Genomic DNA, 25828 nt, shown 5'->3' with positions numbered 1-25828 from the left:
TTATGGTTTCGGCCATCTACGCGGGAGCCCCTACCCGGCTGGGCTGAGAGGGCGTCTGGGATCCGTTCACCGAACGCGGTCCCCATGGGGACGCCGACCGCACCAATCGCGCCGTTGGCGCCCCGCGTAGGAGTTCACGTGTCCGCAGCAGCAGTCGAGCACCGGCCCATGGCGGCCAACGCCTGTGCGCGTCGCTCCTGTTGTTGTCGTCCGCGCTGTCACCGGTCCCACTGACCGCTTCCCCCTCGCCTCACCCCTCGCACGTTCACCGCGCAGGCACGCGCGCCGTCTTCGGAGTACCCCCATGCCACACATCCGGGTCATGCTCGACTATTTCCATCCCTGGCCCAATTCCGCCGGTCTGTACGTCGCCCGCGCCCGCCGCTGGTACGCCGAGGCCGGTCTGGACGTCGAGCTGGTGGTGCAGGACCCGGGGCGCGGGGACACGCTGGAGTACCTGGCCCGGGGCGAGGTGGACTTCGGGATCTTCCCGCCCAACCGGCTGCTCGCCCGACGCGCCGGACACGGCCAGCCGCTGATCGCCGTCGCCGCGGTCAACCACCGTGGCCTGGAGGCGATCCAGACGACGACCTCGACCGGCATCAGCCGCCCCCGCGACCTCGCGGGCCGCCGTATCGCCTACAACCCGACCCCGCGCGGCCGCGCCATGGTCCGTCATCTCGTCGCGGCCGACGGCGGCGACCCGACGGCCGTGATCACCGTGGACGCGGGCAGCCGCGAGCTGACCGTGGACGACATCGAGGCGGGCGAGGCGGACGCGACCTTCGGCAACTACTGGTCCTGGGACGCGCTGCGCGGCGACCTGCCCGAGGAGCGGCGCGTGACGTGGCCGGTGGACGAGATAGGCGCACCCCGCTATCACAGCTATCTGCTCGGCACGAGCGAGGAGCTTCTCGATCAACGCCCCTCTCTCGTACGGGACTTCCTCGCCGTCACGGCGCACGGCTACACGGCCGCAGCTCAGGAACCCGACCGCACCCTCGAGTTGCTGGAGGCCGTCATCCCCTACTTCCCGCGCCCGCTGATCGCCCGCTCCCTCGCCCTGATCGCGCCCACCTGGACGGACGCGGACGGACGTTGGGGCGTGATCGACGAGGGCCGGATGGGCCCGTACGCGCACTGGCTCGCGGAGAACGGAGCCATCGCGCACGACCGGGAGTGGGACAGGGCGTTCACCAACGGCCTGCTGGACGTGGCCGCGTGAGTTTCATGGCCTGCCAAGCGCGGACGCTGACCCGGCGTCTCGCCGTGGACTTCAAGCGGGTGGACAGCGCGCTGTGTCGGGCGTGACCGGCCGACATCGCCCGACTGCCCCTCCGTACGAAGGACCCGAATGCACCGCCGTACCGCCCTGTCCGCCATAGCCGCGACCGCCCTGCTGGCCGTCACCGGATGCTCCGCCGACTCCTCGGCCACCACGAAGAGCGGCACCACCACCGTCACCCTCGCCCTGGACTGGACCCCTAACACCAACCACACAGGCATCTACGTCGCCCAGCAGAAGGGCTGGTTCCAGGACGCCGGGATCGACCTGAGGATCGTGCCCTACGGCTCGACCGCGCCCGAGACCCTGATCGCCAGCCACAAGGCGGACTTCGGCATCTCGTACCAGGAGGGCGTGACGACCGCGCGGGCCGCCGGCCAGGACATCACCTCCGTCTACGCTGTGACGCAGAAGACGAACGTCACCATCGCGGTGCGCGCCAACCGCGACGACGTCACCTCGCCGAAGGACCTGGACGGCGGGACGTACGCCGGTTTCGGCGCGCCCTACGAGAAGCCACTGCTCCAGAAGGTGATCCGGAACGCCGGCGGCAAGGGCGACTTCAAGCAGGTCACCCTCAGCACCTCGGCGTACGCAGCCCTTTACGCGGGCAAGGCGGACTTCGCGATGCCGATGCCGACGTGGGAGGGTCTGGAGGCCGAACTGAGCGGCAAGCCGCTGAAGAACTTCCAGCTGTCCGACTACGGTTTCCCGGCGATCTACTCGACGCTCGTCGCGTCCTCCGACCAGTTCCTGAAGAAGAACCCGGCAGTGGCGAGGAAGTTCCTGGCGGCCCTCGACAAGGGCTACCGCTACGCGGCCGACAACCCCGACGACGCCGCCGATCTGCTGATCGCCGCGAACAAGAGCGTGCTCACCAACACCAAGCTGGTGAAGGAGAGCGAGCAGCTGCTCGCCAAGGAGTACTACAAGAGCTCCGACGGCGCGATCGGCACACAGAGCGAGCAGCGCTGGCAGGACTTCGCCGCATTCGAGTACCAGGCGGGGCTGCTGGTCGACGGCAATGGCAAGAAGCTGTCGAAGGCCCCGGACACCTCGTCCTTCTTCACCAACGCCTACCTTCCGGCCGCCAAGTGAGGCCGCTGCTGCGGTCGTTGTGGCCGCCTCTGCTGGTCCTGGCCGTCGTGGTCGGCGGCTGGCAGCTGTACGTGACGGCAGCCGGCGTCGACCCGACGACCCTGCCCTCCCCCGCCCGGGTCGTGGAGCAGGGCTGGGCGAACCGCGAGGAGCTGTGGCGGCAGACCCTGCCGACCCTCCAGGAGACCCTGCTCGGCTTCGCCCTGTCGTTCACGGCCGCCTGGCTGGTAGCGGTCCTGCTGGACTTCTCGGCTGCGGCCCGCCGGGGCCTGTACCCGCTGCTGGTCGCCTCGCAGACCATCCCGATCGTGGCCGTGGCACCCCTCCTCATCATCTGGTTCGGCTTCGGGCTGCTGCCGAAGATGCTGGTGGTGACACTGACGACGTTCTTCCCGCTGGCCGCCAACCTGGCCGCCGGCTTCGCGGCCACCGACGGCGAGGCGATGCGGCTGCTGCGCTCGCTGGGCGCGGGCCGGTGGCGGGCGTTCCGTCTGGTCCGGGTGCCGAGCGCGATGCCGTACTTCTTCGCCGGGCTACGGGTGAGCATCACGTACGCCGTCGTCGGCGCCGTGTTCGCCGAGTACGCGGGCGCGGAGGCGGGCCTCGGGATCTACATGCAGGCGCAGAAGAGCGCGTTCCGTACGGACCTGGTGTTCGCGGCGGTGGCGGTGACGGCCGCGCTGAGCATCGCGCTGTTCGGGGCCACGTATCTGTTGCAGCGGCTGGTGCTGCCGTGGGAGCGGGCGCAGCGGGAGGTCGGGTCGTGAGCAGTCTGCGTATCGAAGGGGTCGGGAAGTCCTTCGGCTCGCTGGAGGTCCTGCGCGATCTCGAACTTTCCGTCGAGCCCGGTGAGTTCGCGGCGGTGATCGGACCGAGCGGCAGCGGCAAGAGCACACTGTTCAACCTGGTGTCCGGGCTGGACCGGCCCACCTCGGGACGGGTACTGGTCGAGGGCGAACCGGCCGGAGTGGAGTCCGGCAAGGTGGCCTACATGCCGCAGAAGGACCTGCTGTTCCCGTGGCGGACCGTGCTGGACAACACAGCGCTGGGTCTCGAGGCCCAGGGGGTGCGGAAGAAGGTGGCACGGCGGCGGGCCGACGCGCTGTTCACGGACTTCGGCCTCGACGGCTTCCAGAACGCGTACCCCTCCCAGCTCAGCGGCGGCATGCGGCAGCGGGCCGCACTGCTGCGCACGGTCGTGCTCGGGCGGCCGGTGCTGCTCCTTGACGAGCCGTTCGGCGCGCTGGACTCGCTCACGCGCACCGAGATGCAGCTGTGGCTGGCCGGTATGTGGCAGCGCCACCGGTGGACGGTGGTGCTGGTCACCCATGACATCCGGGAGGCGGTACTGCTCGCGGACACGGTGCACGTGCTGTCGCCCCGGCCGGCGACGATCGTCGAGCGCGTCGAGGTGCCACTCCCCCGCCCGCGCGGTGCGGACGACTTCACGGCCCCCGGGTTCGCGACGACGGAGCGCCGGGTGCTGGACGCGCTGCGCGGCACAACGGTGGTGACGGCGAAGTGAGTTCCCATCTGGCCCACGGTCTGGGCACGGAGCCGGCCGAGCCCGACTGGCCCCCGCTCACCGAGGCCGAGGTCACGGAGGTGGTCGGCCCGGCGCGGGTGGTGTGGCGCAGCCCGCGGCCGCTGTCGGCGGCGGCCGTGGTGGAGTGTGACGGCCGCCGCCTGTTCGTCAAACGACACCACGTCTCCGTACGCACGGCCGAAGGGCTCGCCGAGGAGCACGCGTTCCTGCGCCATCTGCGGGCGCGCGGCGCCCCGGTGGTCGAGGTGCTGGACGCGGTGGCACGCGGCGAGTGGACGTACGAGGTGCACTCGGCCGGCGCGGGCACTGATCTCTATCGGGACGCGCTGTCCTGGTCCCCGTTCCGCTCCCCGGGCCACGCACGGGCGGCGGGCGAGGCGCTGGCCCGGCTGCACCTCGCGGCGGAGGGTTTCGACGCGCCGTGCAGGCGGGCACAGCCGCTCGTCGCGTCGTACACGGTCTTCGCCGCCGAGGACCCGCTCCGGGCGCTGGAGGAGTACGTGGCCGAGCGGCCCGCGCTGGCGGAGGGCCTGGCCGGTTTTCCCTGGCGCGAGGACACGGAACGCGTCCTCATGCCGCTGTACGCGCGGCTGGCCCCGCACCTCGCGGGCCTGAAGCCGTTGTGGACGCACAACGACTGGCACGCCTCGAACCTGCTGTGGGGCGAGGGCGGCGAGGTCTCCACGGTCCTGGACTTCGGCATGAGCGACCGCACGACCGCCGTGCACGACCTGGCCACGGCGATCGAGCGCAACGCGGTGCAGTGGTTGCAGCCCGGCTTCCCGGTGCGTGAGGAGGACGCCGTCGCCCTCCTCGACGGCTACCGTTCCGCGCGGCCCCTCACCCCCGCCGAATCGGCCGCCCTCCCCGCCCTTCTCCCGCTGGTCCACGCGGAATTCGCGCTCTCCGAGCTCGGCTACTTCCACGGCGTCACCCGCTCGGCCGAGAACACCCGCCTGGCGTACGCGTACTACGTCGGCCACGCGGAATGGTTCGCCGGGGAGGGTGGCCGCCCGCTCCTGGAGCGGGTCAGGGAGCGGTCCTCAATGGTTCCACTCCGATGACCTTGCGGTACACGCGGGCGCCGTCGCCGTAGTCGTCGACGGCGTAGTGCCAGGTGGCCTGGTTGTCCCAGAGGACGAAGTCACCGGGACTCCAGCCGAACCGGATCGTGTAGTTCGGCGAGGACGCGTGCCGGAGCAGATGGTCGAGCAGGACCTTGCCCTCCTGCTCGGTGACCCCGGTCAGGCGGATCGCGGAGGTGCTGATGAACAGGCCCTTGCGGCCGGTCACGGGGTGTTCGAGGACGACGGGATGCTCGACGGTATCGTCGACCGTCTTGCCCTTGTTGCCCTGCGCGTAGTGCTCGGCGTTGCCGTCGTAGACGGCGTTCACGGACTCCAGCAGCGCCTTGAAGGGGGCGGAAAGGTCGTCGTAGGCCGCCTGGAGGTCGGCCCACAGCGTGTGTCCGCCGAGTTCGGGCACCTCCTCGTAGGTGAGCGACTCGATCGCGAACACGGGGCTGCGCCACAGTCCGCCGATGTGCCAGGTGCTGGCCTTTCCGGTCTGCCGGTGGAGGTGTGCTGTTCCGATCCGGTCGAGCACCGGCGGCGGGTGACCTCGCGGTCGGCTGACATCGCGAATCTGCCGCTGCCCGACTGGCGGCAGATCGTGGAGCGGGAATACGAACCGTGGGACCGCGAGCACATCGTGGTCGACACCGCTGGGCAGACGCCGGCGGAGTCGCTGGAGTCCCTGCTGCGGGCCGCGACGTTCCCGGCGGCCGATTCTCATTGATGGTGGCTGTCTGTCCGCCGTACGATCCGACGGACATCCGTCGAGCCACGGGGGGCCGCCATGCTCGCGACTTCCGGCAGCACGGTTCAGGAGCTCAGGGACCTGATCCTCCTCGCCACGTGGCTGCTGCCGGCCACCGCCGCCCTGTGCGCCGTCTTCTTCGTGTCGTTCGTGACCGGCGCGCGCAGGCACAGGGCGGCCGGCGAGGTGGCGGCTGCCGCGTACAAGGTGAGGAGTGCCGCGGCCACCGGCGCTCTTGTCCTGTTCCTCTGCGGCGGCTGGGTGACGCTCCTGCTGCTCAGATAGCGGCCTCCCCGTAACGGTCCGCCGTGCGGCGCGCCTTGTCGAGCAACTGCTGTCGCACTTCGGCGGGCTCGAGCACCTCTGCGTCCGGTCCGAAGCCGAGCAGCCGACGACACGCCGCCAGGGGCGAGTCGAAGCCCTCGGGACTGCAGAGCCAACAGCAGGGACAGCAGCCGGTCCGCTCGCATCCCTCGATCACCTTCCCGCACTCCTTCGACTGACAAAGGGTGTCAGCCATAGGGCCGTAGCGTCTGGCGGAGCAGTCCCGACGTCCGAAGGAGACAGCACATGATCACTGGTTACGTCATCGGCGAAAGCCTCCGGCCCGGCGCCGTGTTCGCGCCGGGCGGGCTGCGCGTCCGCGCCGTGCGCAGGCTCGACGTGTCGGCGAGTGCCGCCGACGGGCAGCCCGGGCTGTGGACGCTCATCGAGTGGCAGACCGACAGTGAGGACGTCGGCGGGATCGCCGACGCCCTCGCCGAGGCGCTGGAGCCGGAACACGGGTGGTACGCCGACTTCACCGTCGGGGACGAACGCGTAGTCGCCTTCGCCGGCAAGGTCTTCCGCTACCGGCGCGGCGACGCGGCGGGCCGCGCCGAGGCGATCGCGTACGGGCGGTCGGTGGGCACTCCCGAGCATCAGCTCGACTGGACGGAGTGACCCCGGCTCACCGCCTCTTCCACTCCTCCGCCAGCAGTTCGTACGACCGTACCCGCGCCGCGTGGTCGTGGGTGATCGTCGTGATCAGCAACTCGTCGGCACCCGTGGCTTCTTGGAGTTGTTCCAGCTGGTCGGCGACCCGGGCGGGTGAGCCGACGAACTGGGTGTCCAGGCGGTCCTGGATCAGCGCACGGTCCTCGTCCGTCCACTTGTGGGCGCGTGCCTCCTCGGGTGTCGGGAATTCGATGGCGCCCTCGGCGGTACGGATGCTGCGGACCCACGGGCCGTAGCCGGTGGCGAGTTCGCGGGCCGCCTCGTCGTCCTCGGCGACGACGACGTCCGCGGAGACGCTGACGTACGGCTTGTCGAGGAAGTCGGAGGGCTGGAAGAAGCCGCGGTAGCCGTCCACCGCCTCCAGGACGGTGGCCGGGCTGACGTGGTAGTTCGCGGCGAAGCGCAGGCCGCGGGCGCCGGCCGTCTGCGCGCTCTGGCCGCCGCTGCTGCCCAGGATCCACACCTCGACATCGGCGCCCTCACCGGGCACGACGTGCGCCTCGATGCCCTCCGGGGAGCGGTAGGTGCCGGCCAGCAGGGCAAGGGTGTCGTCGAGCTGCTCGGCGTAGTCCTGCGACTCGGCGTTCGGCAGCTGGAGCAGTCTGCGCTGCAGGGCGATCCGGGGCGAGCCGAGGAGGCGCTCGAAGGAGAAGCGGGGCGGGATGAGCAGACCGTTGGGCGCCCTGCCGTCGACGACCGGAGTCGCCGTCGGCGGCGGGGCTGCGGGCTGTCCCGGTGGGCGGCCTCCCGAGCGGCCCAGGCCCAGGTCGAAGCGGCCGGGGTGCAGCGCGTCGATCAGGCCGAACTCCTCCACCGTGGACAGCGCGGTGCGGTGGCCGAGTTGTACGGCTCCGGAGCCGAGGCGGATCGTGGAGGTGGCGGAGGCGGTCAGTGCCAGGACGACGGCCGGGGAGGTGCCCGCGACGCCGGGGTTGAGGTGGTGCTCGGCGAACCAGTAGCGGGCGTAGCCGAGGCGCTCGGCCTGCTGCGCGAGGTCGATCGAGTTGCGCAGGGCGTCGGCCGCGGTGGAGCCGGTCGGGATCGGGACCAGGTCGAGGACGCCGAGGGGGACGTCAGACATGGGCGGGCTCCTCGGTGCTCGGCTCGACGGGGAGCACGGGTCCCCAGGCGAACGGCGGGTCCGGTATCTCGTGCCGCAGCACGGACGCCACCTCGGACTGGAAGAGTTCCAGCGAGTCGCGGTGCTGGGTCTCGTTGAGACCGCTCGCGTCCGCGTGCAGGTGCAGCACCGTGTGGCCGAACTGCTCGTGGTAGCGGTGCACCTTGTCGATGATCTGCTGCGGACTGCCGATCAGGGCTGAGCTGCGCTCGACGAAGTCCTCCAGAGTCTCGAAGACCACGGGCAGGCCGGCCTGCTGCTGGAACGCCAGGGTGCCCTCGAAGATCGGCCGGTACGCCTCCACCGCCTCCTGGGAGGTACGGGCCACGTACAGGCCGGCCGTGCCGGCGCCGACCGCGATGTCGGCCGGATGGTGGCCGTAGAACTCCCAGCGCTCGCGGTAGTACCTGATCAACTCGGCGTAGGGCTCGATGGGGTTGGTGACGTTCGCCGAGAACAGCGGGTCGCCGTAGCGGGCGGCCAGGTCCACCGACTCCTTGCTGGTGGCGCTGCCGTGCCAGACGCGCACCGGCTGCTGCAGCGGCCTCGGCCACACCTCGGCGTCCTTGAGCGGAGGGCGGAAGCGGGTCTCGGCGGTCACCCTGTCCTGCCGCCAGATCTGCCGGAACACCTCGTAGCTCTCGGCGTTGCGCTCCCACTGGTCCTCGGGCGTGACGTGGAACAGCTCGCGCTGGGCCGCACCGTTGCCCTTGCCGATGATCAGCTCCAGGCGTCCGCCGGAGAGATGGTCGAGGGTGGCGTAGTCCTCGTACGCGCGCACCGGGTCCAGGAGGCTGAGCGTGGTCACGGCGGTGAACAGCCGGATGCGCCTGGTGAGTGCCGCGACGTGGCTGAGGACGACGGTCGGCGAGGAGGAGATGAACGGCCGCTCGTGCCGCTCCCCCACGCCGAACCCGTCGAAGCCCAGCTCCTCGGCCAGCAGGGCGTTGTCGACGACCTCGCGGAAGCGGTCGCGCGTCGGCTTCTGTACGCCGGTGACCGGGTCCGGACGGTGCACGATCAGAGTGATGGCGAGGAACTTCACGACGCCACCCGCTCACTCCGAACGTCGTCGTCGGGGTGGGCGAGGCCCAGGTGGTGGCGCAGAGTCGTGCCCTCGTAGTCGGTGCGGAACACGCCCTGCTCCTGGAGCAGCGGGACGACCTGGTCGGCGAAGGCGTCGAGGCCGCTCGGGGTGATGTGCGGGACGAGGATGAAGCCGTCGCTGGCGTCGGCCTGCACGAAGTCGTTGATGGTCTTCGCGACGGTGGCCGGGGAGCCGATGAAGTTCTGCCGGTTGCCGCTCTCGATGACCAGATCGCGGATCGACCAGTTGTTGGCGGCGGCGAGTTCGCGCCACTCGCGGGCGGTGGCCAGCGGGTCGCGGTACATGCGCACCTGGGCGCGGCCCTTGGCGATGGTGTGCTCGCCGAGGTCCGGGTCGATGTCGGGGAGGGGGCCGTCCGGATCGTACGAGGACAGGTCCCGGTTCCAGACGAACTCGAGGTGTTTGATGGCGGTGGCGCCGCTGACCTGCCGGCGGCGGACCTCGCGGGCGATCTCCTCCGCCTCGGCGTCGGTGTCGCCGAGGACGAAGCTCGCGGCGGGCAGGATCAGCAGCTGGTCGGGGCGGCGGCCGTACTTGGCGAGGCGGGCCTTGACGTCCGTGTAGAAGGCGTGGCCCGCGTCGAGGGTGGCGTACCGGCTGAAGATCGCGTCGGCGGTCGAGGCGGCGAACTCCCGGCCCTCCTCGGAGTCGCCGGCCTGGAAGATCACCGGGCGGCCCTGCGGGGAGCGCGGGACGTTGAACCGGCCGTGGATGTCGAAGTGCTGCCCGTGGTGGGCGAAGGCGCCGGCCTTGGCGTCGCGCAGGAAGGCGCCGGTGGCCTGGTCGGCGAGGATCTCGTCGCCGTGCCAGGAGTCGAAGAGTTCGCCTGTGGTGGCCAGGAACTCCTTGGCGCGGGAGTAGCGCTCCTCCTGCGGCAGGAAGCCGCCGCGGCGGAAGTTCTCGCCGGTGAAGGCGTCCCAGGAGGTGACGACGTTCCAGGCGGAGCGGCCGCCGGAGAGGTGGTCGAGGCTGGCGAACTGGCGGGCCACCTCGTAGGGCTCGTTGAAGGTGGAGTTGATGGTGCCGGTCAGGCCGAGACGCTCGGTGACGGCGGCGAGTGCGGCGAGGACGGTGAAGGTGTCGGGGCGGCCCACGACGTCCAGGTCGTATATTTTCCCGCCCTGTTCGCGCAGGCGGAGGCCCTCGGCGAGGAACAGGAAGTCGAACTTGGCGCGTTCGGCGGTCTGTGCGAAGTGCGCGAAGGAGCTGAACTCGATGTGGCTGCCGGCCTTCGGGTCGCTCCACACGGTGGTGTTGTTGACACCGGGGAAGTGCGCGGCCAGGTGGATCTGCTTCAGGGGCTTGGTCATCGTCGGTCTCCCTCCCGCTCAGACGGCGGCGTAGCGGTTGGCGGGGCGGGTCAGGCCGAGCAGCCCGCGCAGGGTGTCGGCCTCGTAGGCGCGGCGGAAGGCGTCGCGGCGCTGTAGCTCGGGGACGAGTCCGCGGGTGATCGCCGGGAGGTCGTGCCCGGCGACGGCGGGCCGCAGCCGGAAGCCGGTCAGCCCGGCTGCCTGCAACTCCTGGAGCAGATCGGCGAGTTGTGCCGGTGTACCGGTGAAGATACGGGCGTCGCTGGTGTACTCCTCGCCGGCGAGGGCGTCGAGGCGCTCGCGGCGGGCCGCGGCCTCGGCCGGGTCGTCGTCGAGGAAGACCACCAGGTCGCCGAAGACATGCACCGGCTCGGCGGCACGGCCGGCCGTCTCCTGTTCGGCGCGGATCTCGGCGACGATCGCGCGGGCCTGAGCGGCGTCGTGCGGGGTGACGTAGCCGACGTCGGTGGCGCGGGCCACCAGGCGGTAGGGGACCGTGTCGTGTGCGAGGGCGGTGACCAGGGGCTGCCCCTGCGGCGGGCGCGGGGTGATGGAGGGGCCCTTGACGCTGAAGTGGCGGCCCTCGAAGTCGATGTAGTGCAGCTTGTCGCGGTCGATGAAGCGGCCGGTGGCGACGTCCCGGATCTCCGCGTCGTCCTCCCAGCTGTCCCACAGGCGCCGGACGACCTCCACGTAGTCGGCGGCCTCGTCGAAGAGGTCGGTCACCAGGTCCTGGGTGGCCGGGGCGTCGTAGGCCTCGATGCGGGGGATCGTGCGGCGGCCGAAGTGGGCGGCCTCGGTCGGGCGGGCGGTGATCTGGACCCGCAGGCCCGCTCGGCCGGTGCTCACATAGTCGAGCGTGGCGATCGCCTTGGAGAGATGGAACGGCTCCGTGTGGGTGACCACCGCGGTCGGGACCAGGCCTATGTGGCGGGTGAGGGGGGCGATGCGGGAGGCGACGAGGACGGCGTCGAGGCGGCCGCGGACCTGGTCGGTGCGGTCGTCCGGGTCCAGGAAGTGCGAGGACTGCGGGCCCAGGCCGTCCTCGATGGTGACGAAGTCGAGCAGGCCGCGCTCGGCCTCGGCGACCAGGTCGGCCCAGTATCCGGCGGTGAACAGCTCGCGGGGGCGGGCGACCGGCTCGCGCCAGGAGGCAGGATGCCAGCCGGTGCCGTCCAGAGCGACGGCAAGATGCAGAGGAACAGAGGGAGTCGAGGACACAGGGGTGCCTTCCTGGAAGTCCGTACGAGAGAGCCGGCCACACACGACATGGGGGCACGGCGAGGGAACGGGTCAGGAGCAACAGAGGGCGCCGGCCACGCGCTGAAGGTCTATGTGGGGCCGGGAGTGAAGGTGCACGGCGTGGAATATGCGGGTCACGACCGTCACCTCCCCCTGCTGGGCGCGCGGCGGCGCCTGGTACATCTCGTCATGAGTCACAACGCCCCGACCTCGCCGGATGTTCCCGGTGTGCGCACCGACACGATGGTCGAGCGGCGGCGGAGGGTGAAGCCCAGTGACTCGTAGAGGCGGATCGCCGGGGTGTTGTCGGCGGCCGCGTGCAGGAACGGGGTGTCGCCGCGATCGCGGATGCCGGCGGCGACGGCGCGGATCAGACGGGTGCCGAGGCCCCGGCCACGGTGCTCCGGGTCGGTGCAGACCGCGCTGATCTCGGTCCAGCCGGACGGCCGGAGCCGTTCACCGGCCATGGCGATCAGCCGCCCCTCGTGCCGGATGCCGAGGTAGGTGCCGAGGGCGACGGTCCGCTTCAGGAAGGGGCCGGGGCGGGTGCGGGCGATGAGGTCCAGGATCTCCGGCACGTCGTCGGGGCCGAGCCGTACCGCCTCCGGGGCGGGTTCGGTGTGCAGCGCGTCGGTGGCGACGAGCTGGACGCCCACTCCCCCTCCGGTGATCTCCCAGCCGTCGGGCACCCGGGCGACCGGCTTGACCCGTACGGCGGTTCCGGGGCCCACGAGGGTGCGCAGATCGTTCCAGGCGGCCGGGTCCTCGGGGTCGGCAAGGGCGGCGAAGGCGTAGACGTCGGCCGGGTAGCGGGCGGCGAGGCCGACACGTTCGGCGAAGTGGGCATGCGGGCCGGTGAGCGCGGCCCAGACGGCGTTGTCGAGGGGGTGCGGGTGGGACGTGATCGGGGCTCCGCCTCCGCGGAGGTCTCCATGGAGATCTGCGTGGAGCTCTCTGTGGAGGTCGGTGTGCTGGGCCACGAACGGGGCGTCCTTCCTTGACTGAACCAACGCAGCTTGCATGGGGCGCAGATCGCCTGACGGCTGATCAGGAGTCGGTCAGCGGCAGCCCGGCCGGGTTGACCTCGGACTTGGCGACGGCCTCGTTGGAGAGGTTCCAGGCGGCGAGCCACTTGGCGTACTGGCCGTTCTCGATCAGGTAGTTGACCGCGTCGGCGAGGGGCTTGGCGAGGCCGCTGTCCTTCTTGGCGGTCGCCGCGATCAGGCCCTGCAGGGTCGCGCCGGCGCCGGAGTACGTGCCCGCGTTGACCGTCGGCGTGTTCGTGGCGGCGGTCTGGGTGACGTGGTAGGCGACGCTCGGGTTAGGGGCGAAGTAGGCGTCGATCTTGCCGCTGTTGAGCGCCAGGTAGGTGCTGTTGTTGTCCTGGAAGTACTTGATGGTGAGCTTCTTGCCCTCGCTCTCCAGCTTCTTCTTCCACGCGATCAGGATGCGTTCCTGGTTGGTGCCCGCGCCGACCGAGACGGTCTTGCCGGCGAGATTCTCGTAGTCGCCGTCGAACTTCCAGTTGCTGGACTTCAGCGCCTCGAAGCCGAGGTTGTCCTGCCGGTAGGAGGCGAACTCGTACTTCTTCTTGCGCTCCTCGGTGTCGGTGACGTTGGTGAAGGCGACGTCGACCTTCCCGCTGTCGATGCCGACGAAGAGGTTCTCCCAGGTGAACCTCTTGATCTCCGGCTGGAGGCCGAACACCGCGGCGACCAGGCGGGCGAGGTCGGGCTCGGAGCCGGTGAGGGTCTTCTGGTCGCTGCCCACGTACCCCAGCGGCGCGGAGCCGGAGGGCAGGGTGCCGCTGCCGATCACCAGCTTGCCGCTCTTCTTGACGGCGTCGGGCAGTTCGGCGCTGATGGACTTGACCTCGGACACCTTGAGGGTGGTCTCCTTGGCGGCTCCGTTGGAGACCTGGCCGATGGTCACGCTTCCGGAGGCGGCGCTGTCGGTCGTGGTGGCGGCGTCGCTGTCACCACCGCAGGCGGCGAGCCCGGTGGCGAGGGTGGCGACGGTGGTCGCCGCGGTGATGCCGCGAAGCAGGCTGCGTCGGGTGAAGTGGGTAGGCATGGCCGTCCTTTGTTGCCGATGAGAGAGGGTGATGGTGGTGCGTGCAGGGAAGTCGTGGTGCGCGGTGTCCCGGTGGCGTCAGAGCACCCTGCTGAGGAAGTCCCGCGTCCGTTCGTGCCGGGGCTTGTCGAGGACCTCGCTGGGCGGGCCCTGTTCGACGATCTTTCCGGCGTCGATGAAGACGACCCGGTCGGCGATCTCCCGGGCGAAGCCGACCTCGTGGGTGACGATGACGAGGGTGGTGCCGCTGGTGGCCAAGTCCTTGATGACCGCGAGGACTTCGCCGACGAGCTCGGGGTCGAGAGCCGAGGTCGGCTCGTCGAAGAGGATGACGCCGGGGCGCAGCGCGAGGGCACGGGCGATGGCCACGCGCTGCTGCTGGCCGCCGGACAGCTGCCGCGGATAGGCGCCGGCCTTGTCGGCCAGGCCGACCCGGCCGAGCAGTTCGCGGGCCAGTTCCAGGGCCTCGGGCTTGCGGAGCTTCCCGGTCGCCACCGGTGCGGCAGCGACATTGTCCAGCACGGTCAGGTGCGGGAAGAGGTTGAAGTTCTGGAAGACGAAGCCGATCCGGCCGCGCTGGGTCAGGATGGCCCGCTCGCTCAGCTCGCGCAGCCGTTCGCCGTGCCGGCGGACGCCGATCAGCTCGCCGTTGACGCTGACGTAGCCGATCTCCGGCTTCTCCAGATGGTTGATGACCCGCAGCAGGGTGGACTTGCCGGAACCGGACGGGCCGAGGATCACGGTGACCTCGCCGGGCCGCACGGTCAGGTCGACGCCGTCCAGTACGCGGTGGGTTCCGTACCACTTGTGCACGTCGTGCACCTCGACGGCGGCGGGCGCGGCCTCGGCGGTGGTGAGGGTTTCGGTGGTCATACGGCGGTCTCCCTGCGCGCACGCTCACGAAGGTCCCGCAGGCCGGTGCGCAGCTTCTGCAGCGGGGTCGGCGGCAGGGAGCGCGTGGCGCCCCGGGCGTAGTACCGCTCGACGTAGAACTGGACGATGGACACGAGGCTCGTGAGGATCAGGTACCAGACGGTGACGACCAGGAGCAGCGGCACGATGTCACCGGGGTAGGTGGAGCCCATGCTCTGCGCGGAGCCGAACAGGTCGAGCAGCGACACGTAGAAGACCAGTGAGGTGCTCTTGATCAGGCCGATCAGCTGGTTGACGTAGTTCGGGGTGATGGAGCGCAGCGCCTGCGGGAAGACGATCTTCCGGAACTGGTAGCCCTTCGGCAGTCCGAGCGCGGAGGCGGCTTCGTGCTGGCCCTGGTCGACGGAGAGGATGCCGCCGCGGACCACCTCGGCCGCGTAGGCCGCCTCGTTCAGGCTGAGGCCGACGACGGCGACCACCATGTCGGTGGCGAGCCGGGACTCGTCGAAGGAGAAGAAGGCGGGGCCGAACGGGATGCCCACGCTCAACGTCTTGTACAGGGCGCTGAAGTTGTAGAGGAACAGCAGCACCACGATGAGGGGGATGGAACGCAGCGCCCAGACGTACGTCCAGCTGGCGGCGCGCAGGACCGGGCTCTTCGAGAGCCGGGCGAGGGCCAGCAGGATGCCGCCGAGGAGACCCAGCACCGCGCTGTAGGCGGCCACTTCGAGGGTGATCAGCAGTCCGTCGAGGATCGTCGGCCGCAGGAACCAGTAGCCGAAGCGGTCCCACTGGTAGAAGGGGTTGGTCACCAGGCCGTGGACGAACTGGGCGACCAGGATCAGTGCGACGGCGGTGGCGATCCAGCGGCCGGGCTTGCGGAGCGGCTGAACTCGCTGCGCAGTGAGCTGTTTTGACGGAGTGTCAACGGCAGGTATCTCGGCGGCGAGGGTCACGGCGCCTGGGGGTTCACTCATGAGGGGCTCCGGCGGAAGTCGGACACCCCGGTTCGAGATGGTCGTGGGCGGCTGCGCGCTTCGGCAGGGCGGTGGGGACCGCGCTGGGACGCGTACGCGGACACGGCGCACGGATACGTAGGGAGAACCGGGGCGAGGCGGACAACGGCACACCGCTCGGGCGGTGTTCGTCAGGATCGCGAAGGCGTGCAGACGGGGCAGTGTGAGGGGTTCAGCCCCGACAGCGGGCACGGCCCGGTGCGGTACACAGTGCGCTGTTCACGCGGAGCAGATCGACGGCGCGGTCGGCGACGAGCAGGCTCACGTACGACAGTACGCAGCCCTGGGAGCGGCGGGTGGCCGTCCTGGGAGCTGCGTACATGTCCGTCACCGTCACTCTTCCGGCCCGTGGGGCCTCGCGCTTACCGAAACGTCATCCGGTCCGGTCGTCACCTGGGGCACCCCACCGCGTGCGAGGGTTGCCGGTCAGCCAGCCAGGGCTTGTTGCTGACGCTCATGACCGTTCTGGGCCGTAAGTAAGTCAGTTGGCCGAACGTGTGTCAATGCCGGTCCACTTACTGGAACGGCTCAGTCCTTGTCGACCTGCGGCGAGGCCCCGGTGCGGTCCGCCGCGTGGGCGGCCCAGTCCAGGATCTGGACGGCCGCTCCGGCGGCCTCCAGGCCCCGGCAGTGGGCGTGATGGCGGCGGGCGATGCCGTCGAGGTCGAGGTGGGCGCCGAAGGCCGGATGGGCGGCCAGGCGCCGGGCGTAGGCCCACAGGGCGGGGTGTCCGACGATGCGGTGCACGGCGGTGGCGTCCAGGTGGTGGCGGTGCACGGTGTCGAGCTTGACGAGGGCCACCCACACCTCGACGTCGGCGGCGGTGAGTTGTTCGCCGAGGAAACAGTCGCGGCCGGTGAGCCAGCGGTTCAGCGAACCGAGCGTGTCGAGCAGGGAGTCGAGCGCGGCGGCGCGCTCCGCCTCCCCGGCGCCGGCCCGCCCGGCGCGTTGTGCGGCCTCGTCGATCCCGGCCGCGCACAGCCGCTCGACGGCCTCGATCTGCGACTCGGTGCCGCAGGGGTACAGCGAGGGACGGTCATCGCCGAAGCGGCAGGCGAGGTCGCGCACGATGTCCGGGGCGTGGGTGCTGACGATCCGCCCCGACCAGTCGTCGCTGAGCACCGGCGCCAGGGCCGGGCCGGTGTAGTGGTGGGCGCTCGCCTCGTACAGCGGGCGCAGCGCGGCATGCCCCCCGCCGGGACAGTCGGGGACCGCCGGCAGGTAGGTCACGGGACAGGCCGCGTCCAGGCCGAGCAGGCTGTGGGTCACGGCGATGCGCAGGCCGTCGGGACAGGCGGTGGACAGATGGAGGCGGTAGCGACGCGGCACGGCGTAGTGGCCGCTGCGTGCGTCCCGGCCGATGCGGCCACGGAAGGCGGGGGCGGACTGGGCGGACGGCACGGCGGCCAGCGGTGTGACGGACATGACTCTCCCCGGGAGCGGGCGCGCAGACGTACGCGCGGCGGAAGCGACGTCGGATGACGAGGGGCGCAGTACTCACCGGTGCGGCTGGCGCCAGGCTGCGTGGGCTGGCGTCGGCGGTCCGGCTCAGGCCAAAGGGCTGGCGTCGGCGGTCCGGCTCAGGCCAAGGGGCCGGCGTCGGCGGCCCGGCTCAGGCCAAGGGGCCGGCGTCGGCGGCCCGGCTCAGGCCAAGGGGCTGATCGCGCTGCAGACGCGCTGCAGATCGATGTGGCGGCGGGAGGTCAGAAGAGGCGAACGGCTCACTCGTGCGGTGACCGGCCCAAGGCACCTCATGTTTCCCTACCTATTCACTAGGATTCCCCTCTGGAGTGTCGATCCGTCTCGAGCCGCCGTCAAGAGGTCGTCCACCAGGTGAGTACGCGCGGCCCCGGAGCGCCCCGGCACAGACGAAAAGGGCGCTCAGCTGTCGTAGTCGACGGTCAGCTTCTCCGACACGGGGTACGACTGGCAGGTCAGGACATACCCCGCGTCGACCTCGGCGGGTTCGAGGGCGAAGTTGCGGCGCATGTCGGCCTCGCCGTCGGTGACCAGCGCACGGCAGGTGCCGCACACACCGCCCTTGCAGGCGAAAGGGAGGTCGGGCCGGGTCTGCTGGGCGCCGTCGAGGAGGGTGCGCTCCCGGGAGAGGGCCGAGGTCGTGGAGCGGCCGTCGAGGGTGATGGTGACCTGGCTGACCGGGCCGTCGACGGCAGCCTCCTCGTGGTGCACCTCCCGTACCGGCTCGTCGTCGGCGTAGAACAGCTCCTGGTGGACACGGTCGCCGGGCACACCGAGGCCGGCCAGCACCTGCCGGGCGTCGCGGACCATGCCGTGCGGGCCGCACAGCCACCAGTGGTCGGCACTCTCCACGTCGACGAGCGCACCGATGAGCGTGGAGAGCCGGTCGGCGTCGAGGCGACCGGAGAGCACCTCGGCCTCGCGGGGCTCGCGGGACAGCACGTGGGCGAGGTGGAAGCGGGTCGGGTACAGGTCCTTCAGGTCCGCCAGCTCGTCGGCGAACATCACCGTGTCGGTGCGCCGGTTGCCGTAGAAGAGGGTGACCCGCGAGCGGGAGTCCGCGGCCAGGACGGACTCGGCGATGGACATCATGGGCGTGATGCCGGAACCGGCGGCGACCAGGACGTGGTGGCCGGGCTCGGTGAGATCGGGAGTGAACGCGCCGGTGGGTGCCATCACCTCGACCGTGTCGCCGGGGCGCAGCTCACTCACCAGCCAGGAGGAGAACAGGCCGCCGGGCACCACGCGCACGCCGATGCGCGGCACGGATCCGGCCGGAGAACAGATGGAGTACGAGCGGCGCTCGTCGCGCCCGTCGATCTCGCGCCGCACGGTGAGGGACTGGCCGGGCGCGAAGGCGAACTCGTCGGCGAGTTCGCCGGGGACCTCGAAGCTGACGGCGGCCGCGTCCGCGCACAACGGCTGGACGGCGGCGACCCGCAGGGCATGGAAGACCGGACGGCGGCGGGTACGCGGACGTACGGCCGAAGCCGAGGTGGAGGCGGTCGGGGCCATCAGATCTCCTTGACGTACTCGAACGGCTCGCGGCAGGCGAGGCAGCGCCACAGCGCCTTGCACGAGGTGGCGGCGAACCGGGAGGTCTCCTCGGTGTCCGCCGAACCGCAGCGGGGGCAGGGCACGGCCGTGCGCCGGATGGCGGAGAGCACCAGGGGCACCGGACCGGAGGCGGCACGGCGGGGTGCGGCGCCGGGCGGGGCGATGCCGTGCTCGACGAGCTTGCGGCGGCCGGCCGGGGTGATCCAGTCGGTCGTCCAGGGCGGGTCGAGGACGGTACGGATCTCCACGCGCGCGTACCCCGCGTCGCGCAGGCGCGCTGCCACGTCCGCGCGCATCTCGGCCATCGCCGGGCAGCCCGAGTAGGTCGGCGTCAGGCTCGCGACCACGGTTCCCTCCGGGGTCACCTCGACGTCCCGCAGGACGCCGAGGTCGGCCAGGGTCAGCATGGGCAGCTCGGGATCCGGCACCTGCGCGGCGATGCGCCGGGCGCGCAGGGCGTCCGTGAGCTCGGTCGGTACGGTCACCATGTCGCCTCCGGGTACGCACGCGCCACGCTCTGCAACTCGGCCAGCAGCGGCGCGAGATGCTCGGTGCGGTCGCCGTCGCGGCCGGCGCCGGGCAGCGGCTGTACGTCGGGGCGGGCGAGCCCGGCCGCGTCGAGCACCTGGCCGAGCACGGCCGTCACCTCGTCGCGCACGCCCGTCACCTCGATGCCGAACGCCGGGCCGGCGGCGAGGAGTTCGTCCAAGTAGGGAAAGACGTCGGCCAGGGCGGCACGCATCCTGCGGTGCGACTCGTCCGTGCCGTCGCCGAGGCGCACGGCCCATTCGGCCGCGTACTGCCGGTGGTACGTCAGCTCCTTGACGCCCTTCGCCGCGATCGCCGCGAGCACGGGATCGGGGGACGCGGTCAGCCGCTCGAACAGGGCCAGGCGCCAAGTGGACAGTACGAGGAGCCGCGTGATCGAGAACGCGAAGTCTCCATTGGGCAGCTCGGCCAGACGTACGTTGCGGAAGTCGCCGGCGTCGCGGAAGTAGGCGTACGCGTCCTCGCCCCGCCCGGTTCCGTCGACCTGGCCGCACCGCGCGTACAGCAGGCGGGCCTGGCCGAGGAGGTCGAGGCCTAGGTTGGCCAGCGCCACCTCCTCCTCCAGCTCCGGGGCGCGCGTGGTCCACTCGGCGAGCCGCTGGGCGCACACCAGGGCGTCATCGCCGAGCACCAGGCAGCAGGCGGCCAGCTCCGCGACATCGACGCCGTCGGGCACGGCGGTGTCCACGCCGTGCAGCGGGTCCTCGAACCCGGTGCCGTACGCCCAGCGGGCGTCGTCCTCGTGTCCCTCGGCGAGGGTCAGGTAGACGTGATCGTCGCTCATGCCTGCTCCTGCTAGATGTGCGGGACGTCGTCGGGGATGTCGTAGAAGGTCGGATGGCGGTAGACCTTGTCGGCGCTGGGGGCGAAGAACGGGTCCTTCTCGTCGCGGGTGGAGGCGGCGATGTGCTCCGAGCGCACCACCCAGATGCTGACGCCCTCATTGCGCCGGGTGTAGAGGTCACGGGCGTGGGTGAGGGCCATCTCGTCGTCGGCGGCGTGCAGCGAGCCGACGTGCACGTGGTTGAGGCCGCGCTTGCCGCGTACGAAGACCTCGTACAGGGGCCATTCCTGCTGCTTCATGCCGCCGCACCTTCCTGAACCCGCTTGCTCCGCTTGGCCGCGTGGGCGGTGGCCGCCTCGCGGACCCAGGCGCCCTCGTCGTGCGCGGCCCTGCGCCGTTCGATCCGCTCGGCGTTGCACGGGCCGTCGCCCTTGATGACGCGCATCAGTTCGTCCCAGTCCGGGGTGCCGAAATCATGGTGGCCGCGCTCCTCGTTCCAGCACAGCTCGGGGTCGGGCAGGGTGACGCCGAGCTTGTCGGCCTGCGGGACGGTCATGTCGACGAACCGCTGACGCAGCTCGTCGTTGCTGTGCCGCTTGATCTTCCAGGCCATCGACTGCGCCGAGTTGGGCGAGGCGTCGTCGGGCGGCCCGAACATCATCAGGGACGGCCACCACCAGCGGTTCACCGCGTCCTGGACCAGCTCCCGCTGGGCTTCGGTGCCTCGCATCATCGTCAGCAGCAGCTCGTAGCCCTGCCGCTGGTGGAAGGACTCCTCCTTGCAGATCCGCACCATCGCGCGCGCGTACGGCCCGTACGAGCTGCGGCACAGCGGTACCTGGTTGCAGATCGCCGCGCCGTCCACGAACCAGCCGATCACTCCGACGTCGGCGAAGCTCAGCGTCGGGTAGTTGAAGATCGACGAGTACTTCTGCCGGCCCTCGATCAGCTTCTCCGTCAGGTCCGCGCGGTCGGCGCCCAGGGTCTCGGCGGCGGAGTACAGATACAGCCCGTGCCCGGCCTCGTCCTGCACCTTGGCGAACAGGATGGCCTTGCGGCGCAGCGACGGCGCACGCGTGATCCACACCCCCTCCGGCTGCATGCCGATGATCTCCGAGTGGGCGTGCTGCGCGATCTGCCGGATCAGCGTCCCGCGGTAGCCGTCCGGCATCCAGTCCCGGGGCTCGATCCGCTGGTCGCGCGCGATCGTCGCGTCGAAGTGCTCCTGGAGGCCCTGGGGGGCGGGCGCGGAGTCTGTCGTGGTCATCGATACCAGCTTCCCAACCGACCATTCGTTCGGTTCCCAGTGTGCCGGGTCGCCCCCGGCCGGGCAAGACCTTGACACCCGATGGCGGTGCTGGATTACTTTGGCGGTGCGCACGGTAACCGAATGTTCGGTCGGTTCACAGGGTGGTGACAACGTGACGGAGGCCAGTGACGCTGCCCCCGGTCCGGCGGAGGCGATGTTCGCCGCGGACGAGGCCTCCCGGCGTCTCGGTATCGAGCTCCTCGAGCACGGCGCGGGGACCGCCGTGCTGCGGATGACCGTCACCCCTGCGATGGTCAACGGGCACCGCATCGCCCATGGCGGCTATCTGTTCCTGCTCGCCGACACGGCCTTCGCCTGTGCGTGCAACAGTCACGGACCTGTGACCGTCGCCGCCGGAGCCGGCATCGACTTCGTCGCGCCCGCGCACGAGGGTGACGTTCTCGTCGCGACGGCGACGGAGCGCACCCGCTTCGGCCGCAGCGGCATATACGACGTGAGCGTCCTGCGCGGCGACGAGGTGATCGCGGAGTTCCGCGGGCGCAGTCGCACGGTCCGGAGCGCGCGGACGAGCCCGAAGACGGTTCGGAGCAGTAAGAAGAAGGAGTCGACATGAGCAGCGCAAGCGGACTGACGGCCCCCGCGGCCCCCGGTGGAGGACGGCTGGGGCAGCCGCTCCCCCAGGAGCTGCTGGACGACGGCGAGCGCCTGACCCGCGAGCAGCTGCGCGAACGTCAACTCGACCGCCTGCGCGCGACGTTGCGACACGCCTACGACAACGTGGAGCTGTACCGCAAGAAGTTCGACGAGGCCGGTCTCGAGCCCGACGCCTGCCGCTCCCTGGAGGACCTGTCCCGGTTCCCCTTCACCACCAAGGCCGACCTGCGGGACACGTACCCCTTCGGCATGTTCGCCGTGCCCATGGCGGACGTGCGGCGCGTGCACGCCTCCAGCGGCACCACCGGACGCCCCACAGTCGTCGGCTACACGGAGAACGACCTCTCCATGTGGGCGGACGTCGTCGCCCGCTCGATCCGCGCCGCGGGCGGCCGCCCCGGCCACAAGGTCCACATCTCCTACGGCTACGGCCTGTTCACGGGCGGCCTCGGCGCGCACTACGGCGCCGAACGCGCAGGCTGTACGGTGATCCCCGCCTCCGGCGGCATGACCGCGCGCCAGGTGCAGCTCATCCAGGACTTCAGGCCCGAGATCATCATGGTCACGCCGTCCTACATGCTGACCCTGCTCGACGAGTTCGAAAAGCAGGGCATCGACCCGCGCAGCAGCTCCCTGAAGGTCGGCATCTTCGGCGCCGAGCCCTGGACGGAGGAGATGCGCCGCGAGATCGAGGACCGCCTCGACATCCACGCCGTGGACATATACGGGCTGTCCGAGGTGATCGGCCCCGGGGTGGCGCAGGAGTGCGTCGAGACCAAGGACGGGCTGCACGTCTGGGAGGATCACTTCTACCCCGAGGTCGTCGACCCGATCACCGACGAGGTCCTGGCCGAGGGCGAGAGCGGCGAACTCGTCTTCACCTCCCTCACCAAGGAGGCGCTGCCGATCATCCGCTACCGCACGCGCGACCTGACCCGCCTGCTGCCCGGCACCGCCCGGCCCGCCTTCCGCCGCATCGAGAAGATCACCGGCCGCTGCGACGACATGATCATCCTTCGCGGGGTGAACGTCTTCCCCAGCCAGATCGAGGAGATCGTGCTCCGCACAGCCGGCGTGGCCCCGCACTTCCAGGTGCAGCTGACCCGGCGCGGCCGGATGGACCGCATGGCCGTCCGGGTCGAGGCACGCCCCGGCACCGTTCCCGCGGAGCGCGAGGCGGCTGCCAGGGCGATCGCCCAAGGGGTGAAGGACGGGGTCGGTGTCACCGTCGAGGTGACGATCGTCGACCCGGAGACCCTGGAGCGCTCCCTCGGGAAGCTCCGGCGGGTGAAGGACCTGCGCGAACAGTGAGCCCATTCCCCCGTGACAGTGACCCCGCTGCAAGCTCCCGCCGCACGGCGTGCCCTGGTCGCACCACAACGGTGATCGGCCCGCTCGCCGGGAGGGCGCCGGTACTGCGCTGAAGGACGGCGCGGGACCGACGACGTGACCTGCACACCGTGGCCCCGCGCACCTTCCTCCGACGGCTGTCACCAGGACACTCGGACAACCGCCGTGGGCATCAGCGGGCGCTCAGCCCACGTCACCGGCGGCGGCCGCCCCAGCGACGCCGCCCGGGTGCGGCACCGCCTCGGTCGCCTCTTCGGTGCCGTGCGCCGACCGAGCGCGGACGCCGATCAGGGCGAGGGCGATCCCCGCGGCCACGAGCATGCCGATGCCGCCGACGAGGGCGCAGGTGTGCAGCGCGTCGGTGAAGCTGGCGCCGTAGGCGGACTGGGCCTGCCCGGTGGCCTCCGGGGTCTTCAGTTGCAGGAACGCGCCGGCCTGGATGCCCACGTGCGACACCAGGCCGCCCACCTGTCCCTGGTCGGCGGCGCTCAGACCGGACTGCGCGAGGTGTCCGGGCAACGTGTCCAGAGTGCGGTTGGTGAGGATCACGCCGAAGACGGCGGGGCCGAGCGCGCTGCCGATCTGGCGCAGGGCACTGTTCGCGGCGCCGGCTGTCCCCGCCAGCCGGTGCGGCAGGCTGTTCATGGCGATCGTGGTGACCGGCGCCATGGCCAGCGCGATGCCGATGCCCAGCACTCCGATGACCAGAGCGGCTTCGCCGGTGCCCGTGGAGGCCTGGAACAGGTTCACGCACAGCGCCCCGATACCGCCGACCACAAGGCCGATGACCAGCAGAAGCCCGGGAGAGGTCCGGGTCATCAGGCGGCCGACCAGGGGGCCCAGCACCACGGTGAAGCCGTTGAGGGCGACAAGGCGTACGCCGATGTCCCACGTGGAGGCGTGGTGGACGAGCCCGAAGTACTCGCTCAGCGCGAACACGAGACCGACCTGCGCGAACAGGGTGACGGCCATCACGAGCGCGGCGCCCGAGAACGCCGAGGACGTGAACAGGCGCATGTCCAGCATCGGGCAGGGCGACCTGAGTTCCACCACGACGAAGGCCGGCAGAGCGACGACGGCCGCCAGGAACCCGATCACGGCCTCGGCCGAGCCCCATCCGGCACTACCACCCTCGATGACGCCGTACACCAGGCCCGTGATGGCGACGGCGGCCAGGATCTGACCGGGGATGTCCAGGTGGCGTTCCCGCTGCGAGCGGGACTCGGTCAGGACCACGCCCCCGACCACAGCCGTGACCAGGGCAATGACCAGGGCGGGAAGGAAGATCCACCGCCAACTCACGTGTTCCACGATCACGCCGTTGAACAGCGGACCAAGGGTCAGACCGAGACCGAGGGAGGCCGTCCACAGGGCTATCGCCCTGGCGCGCTTGTGGCGGTCCGGACAGACATGGCTGATCAGGGCGAGCGTGGAGGGGAGCAGGGCGGCGGTGCCCACGCCGGTGAGCGCCTGCCCCACGCAGACCTGCGCGACGCCACCGGCGGTCAGACAGACGAGACAACCGAGGGAGAACAGCACGAGACCGGCGAGCCAGGTCTTCTTGCGCCCGTACAGGTCACCGATCATGCCGCAGGTCAGGAGCAGAGCCGCGGTCGGCAGGATGAAGGCGTCGGTGATCCACTGAAGCCCGGCGGTAGAGGCGTCGAGCGCCTGTTGCATGACCGGCAGCGCGACGGAGACGCCGACGACCGGCAGGTAGGAGACGAACACTCCCATGCAGGCCAGCACGATGGTGACCGTGATGTGCCGGGACCCGGATTGCGGCTGCACGGACTGGGGCGGTACGGGATTGATGACCGACATGGCACCTCGAGACGGTGGTGTGGTGGCGAGTTGCTGGAGCGAGAGTTCACACCCCGTCGACTCCGCGTCGACGGGTGCGCCGTGCCCTACCGCAGGGCGGACGGCACCGACTCCGTCATGTCGATTCACGGTCCCGGCCGTGACGCCGGTGTTGCTGCGTGCCATGCGCATGCGCGGCGGGTGTGACGGAAAACCGTCGGCCGCGCGGCCCACCCGCAGCGTGTTCGGCTTGAATCTCCATTGACGTAAGCCGTTTCTGATAAGGGAAATTTGCTTCGGACCGTATACCGGCCGGACCCCTCTGGAGATGCCCTCGGACCTGCAAACTAAGGTGAACGAGGGTGACGGGTGAGGTCTTTGGGCGCGTGCATCGCCGGAATTCCGCGAAGGCCGTGGCCACCTCCCGCGTTCAGACGAGAGGGGTATGTGAGGCCGGTTCTCGACGATCCACGCGAGATGGACCCCCGCAGGTCGCGTCCAAGGAAGTGGTGTACGGGGTTCGACCTGATCCGGGGGTTTGCTCCGGCTTCGGGGTGACGCCCACACAGACGAACGGCCACCGGCTGATCTTCGAGGCAGGTCAGCGACGAGAGGGTCGACCAGCGCAACGGCTATCGCCCGCCCGAGGCCGTTCCGGCGTCCAACTGGTCATCTCCGACGCCCACATGGGCCTGGTCAACGCGATCGGCGCCACCCTGCCCGGCGCGAGCCGGCAACGCTGCCGCACCCTCCCCCACGCCCTGAGCTGATGGTCGTGCGTCCGGTGCTGCCGCCGGCACCGGCGTCGTAGCAGTCGAACCTCTGGGAGCACGACAGTGGGGCCGCCTCGACAGGGGCGGCCCCACCGCGTTGACGTGCACACTCCGCTCGGCTAGC

At 70.7% G+C, this 25828-nt stretch carries 30 protein-coding genes, 1 pseudogene and 1 riboswitch; of the genes and pseudogenes, 11 read left to right on the top strand and 20 right to left on the bottom strand.

Annotation, left to right across the window (positions count from 1 at the left end; all coding sequences use genetic code 11):
• Positions 1-304 precede the first annotated feature (304 nt).
• From ABT114_RS01315 to ABT114_RS01295, 5 genes are all read left to right on the top strand, one after another.
• Positions 305-1225: an ABC transporter substrate-binding protein gene (locus ABT114_RS01315; RefSeq protein ID WP_351137266.1), complete on the top strand. Its 921-nt coding sequence runs from the start codon at positions 305-307 to the stop codon at positions 1223-1225.
• 129 nt (positions 1226-1354) lie between these two features.
• Positions 1355-2383 (top strand): ABC transporter substrate-binding protein, encoded by a 1029-nt coding sequence (locus tag ABT114_RS01310; RefSeq protein ID WP_351137264.1) that lies wholly within the window; start codon positions 1355-1357, stop codon positions 2381-2383.
• Entirely contained in the window at positions 2380-3150 is a 771-nt protein-coding gene (locus ABT114_RS01305; RefSeq protein ID WP_351137262.1) for an ABC transporter permease, read from the top strand. Before ABT114_RS01310 ends, ABT114_RS01305 begins: the two co-directional genes overlap by 4 nt.
• Positions 3147-3908, top strand: a complete 762-nt coding sequence (locus ABT114_RS01300) for an ABC transporter ATP-binding protein (protein WP_351137260.1) — start codon at positions 3147-3149, stop codon at positions 3906-3908. The genes ABT114_RS01305 and ABT114_RS01300 overlap by 4 nt, the downstream gene beginning before the upstream one ends.
• Positions 3905-4993, top strand: a complete 1089-nt coding sequence (locus ABT114_RS01295) for a phosphotransferase enzyme family protein (protein ID WP_351137258.1) — start codon at positions 3905-3907, stop codon at positions 4991-4993. Before ABT114_RS01300 ends, ABT114_RS01295 begins: the two co-directional genes overlap by 4 nt.
• Here the strand turns inward: ABT114_RS01295 and ABT114_RS01290 are convergent.
• Complete coding sequence (locus tag ABT114_RS01290; protein ID WP_351137256.1) at positions 4959-5534, bottom strand: TauD/TfdA dioxygenase family protein; 576 nt, start codon at positions 5532-5534, stop codon at positions 4959-4961. The genes ABT114_RS01295 and ABT114_RS01290 overlap by 35 nt on opposite strands.
• 9 nt (positions 5535-5543) lie before the next feature.
• Between ABT114_RS01290 and ABT114_RS01285 the strand changes: the two genes are divergently transcribed.
• Together ABT114_RS01285 and ABT114_RS01280 are read left to right on the top strand one after the other, a co-directional pair.
• Positions 5544-5726 (top strand): hypothetical protein, encoded by a 183-nt coding sequence (locus ABT114_RS01285; protein WP_351137254.1) that lies wholly within the window; start codon positions 5544-5546, stop codon positions 5724-5726.
• Between the two features lie 60 nt (positions 5727-5786).
• Positions 5787-6032, top strand: coding sequence for a hypothetical protein (locus ABT114_RS01280; protein WP_351137252.1), 246 nt, complete (start codon positions 5787-5789; stop codon positions 6030-6032).
• Here the strand turns inward: ABT114_RS01280 and ABT114_RS01275 are convergent.
• Positions 6025-6267, bottom strand: a complete 243-nt coding sequence (locus tag ABT114_RS01275; RefSeq protein ID WP_351137250.1) for a WCX domain-containing protein — start codon at positions 6265-6267, stop codon at positions 6025-6027. The genes ABT114_RS01280 and ABT114_RS01275 overlap by 8 nt on opposite strands.
• 50 nt (positions 6268-6317) lie before the next feature.
• On the opposite strand from ABT114_RS01275, the gene ABT114_RS01270 reads away from it, so the two are divergent.
• Positions 6318-6689, top strand: a complete 372-nt coding sequence (locus ABT114_RS01270; protein ID WP_351137248.1) for a hypothetical protein — start codon at positions 6318-6320, stop codon at positions 6687-6689.
• A 7-nt stretch (positions 6690-6696) separates the two neighbouring features.
• On the opposite strand, the gene ABT114_RS01265 is transcribed toward ABT114_RS01270, so the two are convergent.
• From ABT114_RS01265 to paaA, 17 genes are all read right to left on the bottom strand, one after another.
• Positions 6697-7824 carry an LLM class flavin-dependent oxidoreductase gene (locus tag ABT114_RS01265; protein ID WP_351137246.1) on the bottom strand — a complete coding sequence of 376 codons (1128 nt, stop codon included), beginning with the start codon at positions 7822-7824 and terminating at the stop codon, positions 6697-6699.
• Positions 7817-8908, bottom strand: coding sequence for an LLM class flavin-dependent oxidoreductase (locus tag ABT114_RS01260; RefSeq protein WP_351137244.1), 1092 nt, complete (start codon positions 8906-8908; stop codon positions 7817-7819). The genes ABT114_RS01265 and ABT114_RS01260 overlap by 8 nt, the downstream gene beginning before the upstream one ends.
• A complete protein-coding gene (locus tag ABT114_RS01255) occupies positions 8905-10281 on the bottom strand; it encodes an NtaA/DmoA family FMN-dependent monooxygenase (RefSeq protein ID WP_351137242.1) in 1377 nt (458 codons plus the stop codon). Before ABT114_RS01255 ends, ABT114_RS01260 begins: the two co-directional genes overlap by 4 nt.
• Before the next feature lie 18 nt (positions 10282-10299).
• On the bottom strand, positions 10300-11502 hold the full coding sequence (locus ABT114_RS01250) for an LLM class flavin-dependent oxidoreductase (RefSeq protein ID WP_351137240.1): 1203 nt from the start codon (positions 11500-11502) through the stop codon (positions 10300-10302).
• Between the two features lie 72 nt (positions 11503-11574).
• Positions 11575-11706, bottom strand: coding sequence for a putative leader peptide (locus tag ABT114_RS01245; protein ID WP_351138177.1), 132 nt, complete (start codon positions 11704-11706; stop codon positions 11575-11577).
• Positions 11707-11717: 11 nt separating this feature from the next.
• Positions 11718-12503: a GNAT family N-acetyltransferase gene (locus ABT114_RS01240; protein ID WP_502986629.1), complete on the bottom strand. Its 786-nt coding sequence runs from the start codon at positions 12501-12503 to the stop codon at positions 11718-11720.
• Positions 12504-12570: 67 nt separating this feature from the next.
• Entirely contained in the window at positions 12571-13596 is a 1026-nt protein-coding gene (locus ABT114_RS01235) for a transporter substrate-binding domain-containing protein (RefSeq protein ID WP_351137238.1), read from the bottom strand.
• Positions 13597-13674: 78 nt separating this feature from the next.
• Positions 13675-14469: an amino acid ABC transporter ATP-binding protein gene (locus ABT114_RS01230; RefSeq protein ID WP_351137236.1), complete on the bottom strand. Its 795-nt coding sequence runs from the start codon at positions 14467-14469 to the stop codon at positions 13675-13677.
• The gene (locus ABT114_RS01225; protein WP_351137234.1) at positions 14466-15446 is read right to left on the bottom strand and encodes an amino acid ABC transporter permease; all 981 of its coding nucleotides are present in this window, start codon (positions 15444-15446) and stop codon (positions 14466-14468) included. Before ABT114_RS01225 ends, ABT114_RS01230 begins: the two co-directional genes overlap by 4 nt.
• A 211-nt stretch (positions 15447-15657) precedes the next feature.
• Complete coding sequence (locus ABT114_RS01220) at positions 15658-15807, bottom strand: hypothetical protein (protein WP_351137232.1); 150 nt, start codon at positions 15805-15807, stop codon at positions 15658-15660.
• A 31-nt stretch (positions 15808-15838) separates the two neighbouring features.
• Positions 15839-15947, bottom strand: a riboswitch (SAM riboswitch).
• Positions 15948-16013: 66 nt separating this feature from the next.
• Positions 16014-16910 carry a glutathione S-transferase C-terminal domain-containing protein gene (locus ABT114_RS01215; RefSeq protein ID WP_351137230.1) on the bottom strand — a complete coding sequence of 299 codons (897 nt, stop codon included), beginning with the start codon at positions 16908-16910 and terminating at the stop codon, positions 16014-16016.
• A 219-nt stretch (positions 16911-17129) separates the two neighbouring features.
• Positions 17130-17240, bottom strand: coding sequence for a putative leader peptide (locus ABT114_RS01210; RefSeq protein ID WP_351137228.1), 111 nt, complete (start codon positions 17238-17240; stop codon positions 17130-17132).
• 126 nt (positions 17241-17366) lie between these two features.
• Entirely contained in the window at positions 17367-18479 is a 1113-nt protein-coding gene (gene paaE, locus ABT114_RS01205) for a 1,2-phenylacetyl-CoA epoxidase subunit PaaE (protein WP_351137226.1), read from the bottom strand.
• Positions 18479-19009, bottom strand: a complete 531-nt coding sequence (gene paaD / locus ABT114_RS01200; RefSeq protein ID WP_351137224.1) for a 1,2-phenylacetyl-CoA epoxidase subunit PaaD — start codon at positions 19007-19009, stop codon at positions 18479-18481. The genes paaE and paaD overlap by 1 nt, the downstream gene beginning before the upstream one ends.
• Positions 19003-19854 (bottom strand): 1,2-phenylacetyl-CoA epoxidase subunit PaaC, encoded by an 852-nt coding sequence (paaC, locus tag ABT114_RS01195; protein ID WP_351137222.1) that lies wholly within the window; start codon positions 19852-19854, stop codon positions 19003-19005. The genes paaD and paaC overlap by 7 nt, the downstream gene beginning before the upstream one ends.
• Positions 19855-19865: 11 nt before the next feature.
• Positions 19866-20153, bottom strand: coding sequence for a 1,2-phenylacetyl-CoA epoxidase subunit PaaB (gene paaB / locus ABT114_RS01190; RefSeq protein ID WP_351137220.1), 288 nt, complete (start codon positions 20151-20153; stop codon positions 19866-19868).
• A complete protein-coding gene (gene paaA, locus ABT114_RS01185; RefSeq protein WP_351137218.1) occupies positions 20150-21121 on the bottom strand; it encodes a 1,2-phenylacetyl-CoA epoxidase subunit PaaA in 972 nt (323 codons plus the stop codon). The genes paaB and paaA overlap by 4 nt, the downstream gene beginning before the upstream one ends.
• A gap of 196 nt (positions 21122-21317) precedes the next feature.
• Between paaA and paaI the strand changes: the two genes are divergently transcribed.
• Positions 21318-21737, top strand: a complete 420-nt coding sequence (gene paaI / locus ABT114_RS01180) for a hydroxyphenylacetyl-CoA thioesterase PaaI (protein WP_502987255.1) — start codon at positions 21318-21320, stop codon at positions 21735-21737.
• Complete coding sequence (paaK, locus tag ABT114_RS01175) at positions 21734-23089, top strand: phenylacetate--CoA ligase PaaK (protein WP_351137214.1); 1356 nt, start codon at positions 21734-21736, stop codon at positions 23087-23089. Before paaI ends, paaK begins: the two co-directional genes overlap by 4 nt.
• A 222-nt stretch (positions 23090-23311) precedes the next feature.
• On the opposite strand, the gene ABT114_RS01170 is transcribed toward paaK, so the two are convergent.
• Positions 23312-24952 (bottom strand): MFS transporter, encoded by a 1641-nt coding sequence (locus ABT114_RS01170; protein WP_351137212.1) that lies wholly within the window; start codon positions 24950-24952, stop codon positions 23312-23314.
• Between the two features lie 620 nt (positions 24953-25572).
• Here ABT114_RS01170 and ABT114_RS01165 point away from each other — a divergent pair.
• Positions 25573-25680 (top strand): annotated as a pseudogene (locus ABT114_RS01165) (transposase); the annotation flags it as partial.
• Between the last annotated feature and the right edge of the window lie 148 nt (positions 25681-25828).

The organism is Streptomyces sp. NPDC002088, assembly GCF_040296605.1.
Taxonomy (GTDB): Bacteria; Actinomycetota; Actinomycetes; order Streptomycetales; family Streptomycetaceae; genus Streptomyces.
Note: the sequence above shows the minus strand (reverse complement) of the source record. Positions and strands in the feature narration are given on the sequence as shown.

What these genes read in the sequence shown, in the direction of transcription:
- ABT114_RS01220 (WP_351137232.1), bottom strand. Translation starts at nt 15,807, where the DNA reads ATGTACGCAGCTCCCAGGACGGCCACCCGCCGCTCCCAGGGCTGCGTA.
- paaA (WP_351137218.1), bottom strand. Translation starts at nt 21,121, where the DNA reads ATGACCACGACAGACTCCGCGCCCGCCCCCCAGGGCCTCCAGGAGCAC.
- paaK (WP_351137214.1), top strand. Translation starts at nt 21,734, where the DNA reads ATGAGCAGCGCAAGCGGACTGACGGCCCCCGCGGCCCCCGGTGGAGGA.
- paaI (WP_502987255.1), top strand. Translation starts at nt 21,318, where the DNA reads ATGTTCGCCGCGGACGAGGCCTCCCGGCGTCTCGGTATCGAGCTCCTC.
- ABT114_RS01225 (WP_351137234.1), bottom strand. Translation starts at nt 15,446, where the DNA reads ATGAGTGAACCCCCAGGCGCCGTGACCCTCGCCGCCGAGATACCTGCC.
- ABT114_RS01230 (WP_351137236.1), bottom strand. Translation starts at nt 14,469, where the DNA reads ATGACCACCGAAACCCTCACCACCGCCGAGGCCGCGCCCGCCGCCGTC.
- ABT114_RS01265 (WP_351137246.1), bottom strand. Translation starts at nt 7,824, where the DNA reads ATGTCTGACGTCCCCCTCGGCGTCCTCGACCTGGTCCCGATCCCGACC.
- paaD (WP_351137224.1), bottom strand. Translation starts at nt 19,009, where the DNA reads ATGGTGACCGTACCGACCGAGCTCACGGACGCCCTGCGCGCCCGGCGC.
- ABT114_RS01235 (WP_351137238.1), bottom strand. Translation starts at nt 13,596, where the DNA reads ATGCCTACCCACTTCACCCGACGCAGCCTGCTTCGCGGCATCACCGCG.
- ABT114_RS01210 (WP_351137228.1), bottom strand. Translation starts at nt 17,240, where the DNA reads ATGAGGTGCCTTGGGCCGGTCACCGCACGAGTGAGCCGTTCGCCTCTT.
- ABT114_RS01215 (WP_351137230.1), bottom strand. Translation starts at nt 16,910, where the DNA reads ATGTCCGTCACACCGCTGGCCGCCGTGCCGTCCGCCCAGTCCGCCCCC.
- ABT114_RS01310 (WP_351137264.1), top strand. Translation starts at nt 1,355, where the DNA reads ATGCACCGCCGTACCGCCCTGTCCGCCATAGCCGCGACCGCCCTGCTG.
- ABT114_RS01245 (WP_351138177.1), bottom strand. Translation starts at nt 11,706, where the DNA reads ATGTACCAGGCGCCGCCGCGCGCCCAGCAGGGGGAGGTGACGGTCGTG.
- ABT114_RS01280 (WP_351137252.1), top strand. Translation starts at nt 5,787, where the DNA reads ATGCTCGCGACTTCCGGCAGCACGGTTCAGGAGCTCAGGGACCTGATC.
- paaC (WP_351137222.1), bottom strand. Translation starts at nt 19,854, where the DNA reads ATGAGCGACGATCACGTCTACCTGACCCTCGCCGAGGGACACGAGGAC.
- ABT114_RS01170 (WP_351137212.1), bottom strand. Translation starts at nt 24,952, where the DNA reads ATGTCGGTCATCAATCCCGTACCGCCCCAGTCCGTGCAGCCGCAATCC.
- ABT114_RS01275 (WP_351137250.1), bottom strand. Translation starts at nt 6,267, where the DNA reads ATGGCTGACACCCTTTGTCAGTCGAAGGAGTGCGGGAAGGTGATCGAG.
- ABT114_RS01315 (WP_351137266.1), top strand. Translation starts at nt 305, where the DNA reads ATGCCACACATCCGGGTCATGCTCGACTATTTCCATCCCTGGCCCAAT.
- paaE (WP_351137226.1), bottom strand. Translation starts at nt 18,479, where the DNA reads ATGGCCCCGACCGCCTCCACCTCGGCTTCGGCCGTACGTCCGCGTACC.
- ABT114_RS01255 (WP_351137242.1), bottom strand. Translation starts at nt 10,281, where the DNA reads ATGACCAAGCCCCTGAAGCAGATCCACCTGGCCGCGCACTTCCCCGGT.
- paaB (WP_351137220.1), bottom strand. Translation starts at nt 20,153, where the DNA reads ATGAAGCAGCAGGAATGGCCCCTGTACGAGGTCTTCGTACGCGGCAAG.
- ABT114_RS01270 (WP_351137248.1), top strand. Translation starts at nt 6,318, where the DNA reads ATGATCACTGGTTACGTCATCGGCGAAAGCCTCCGGCCCGGCGCCGTG.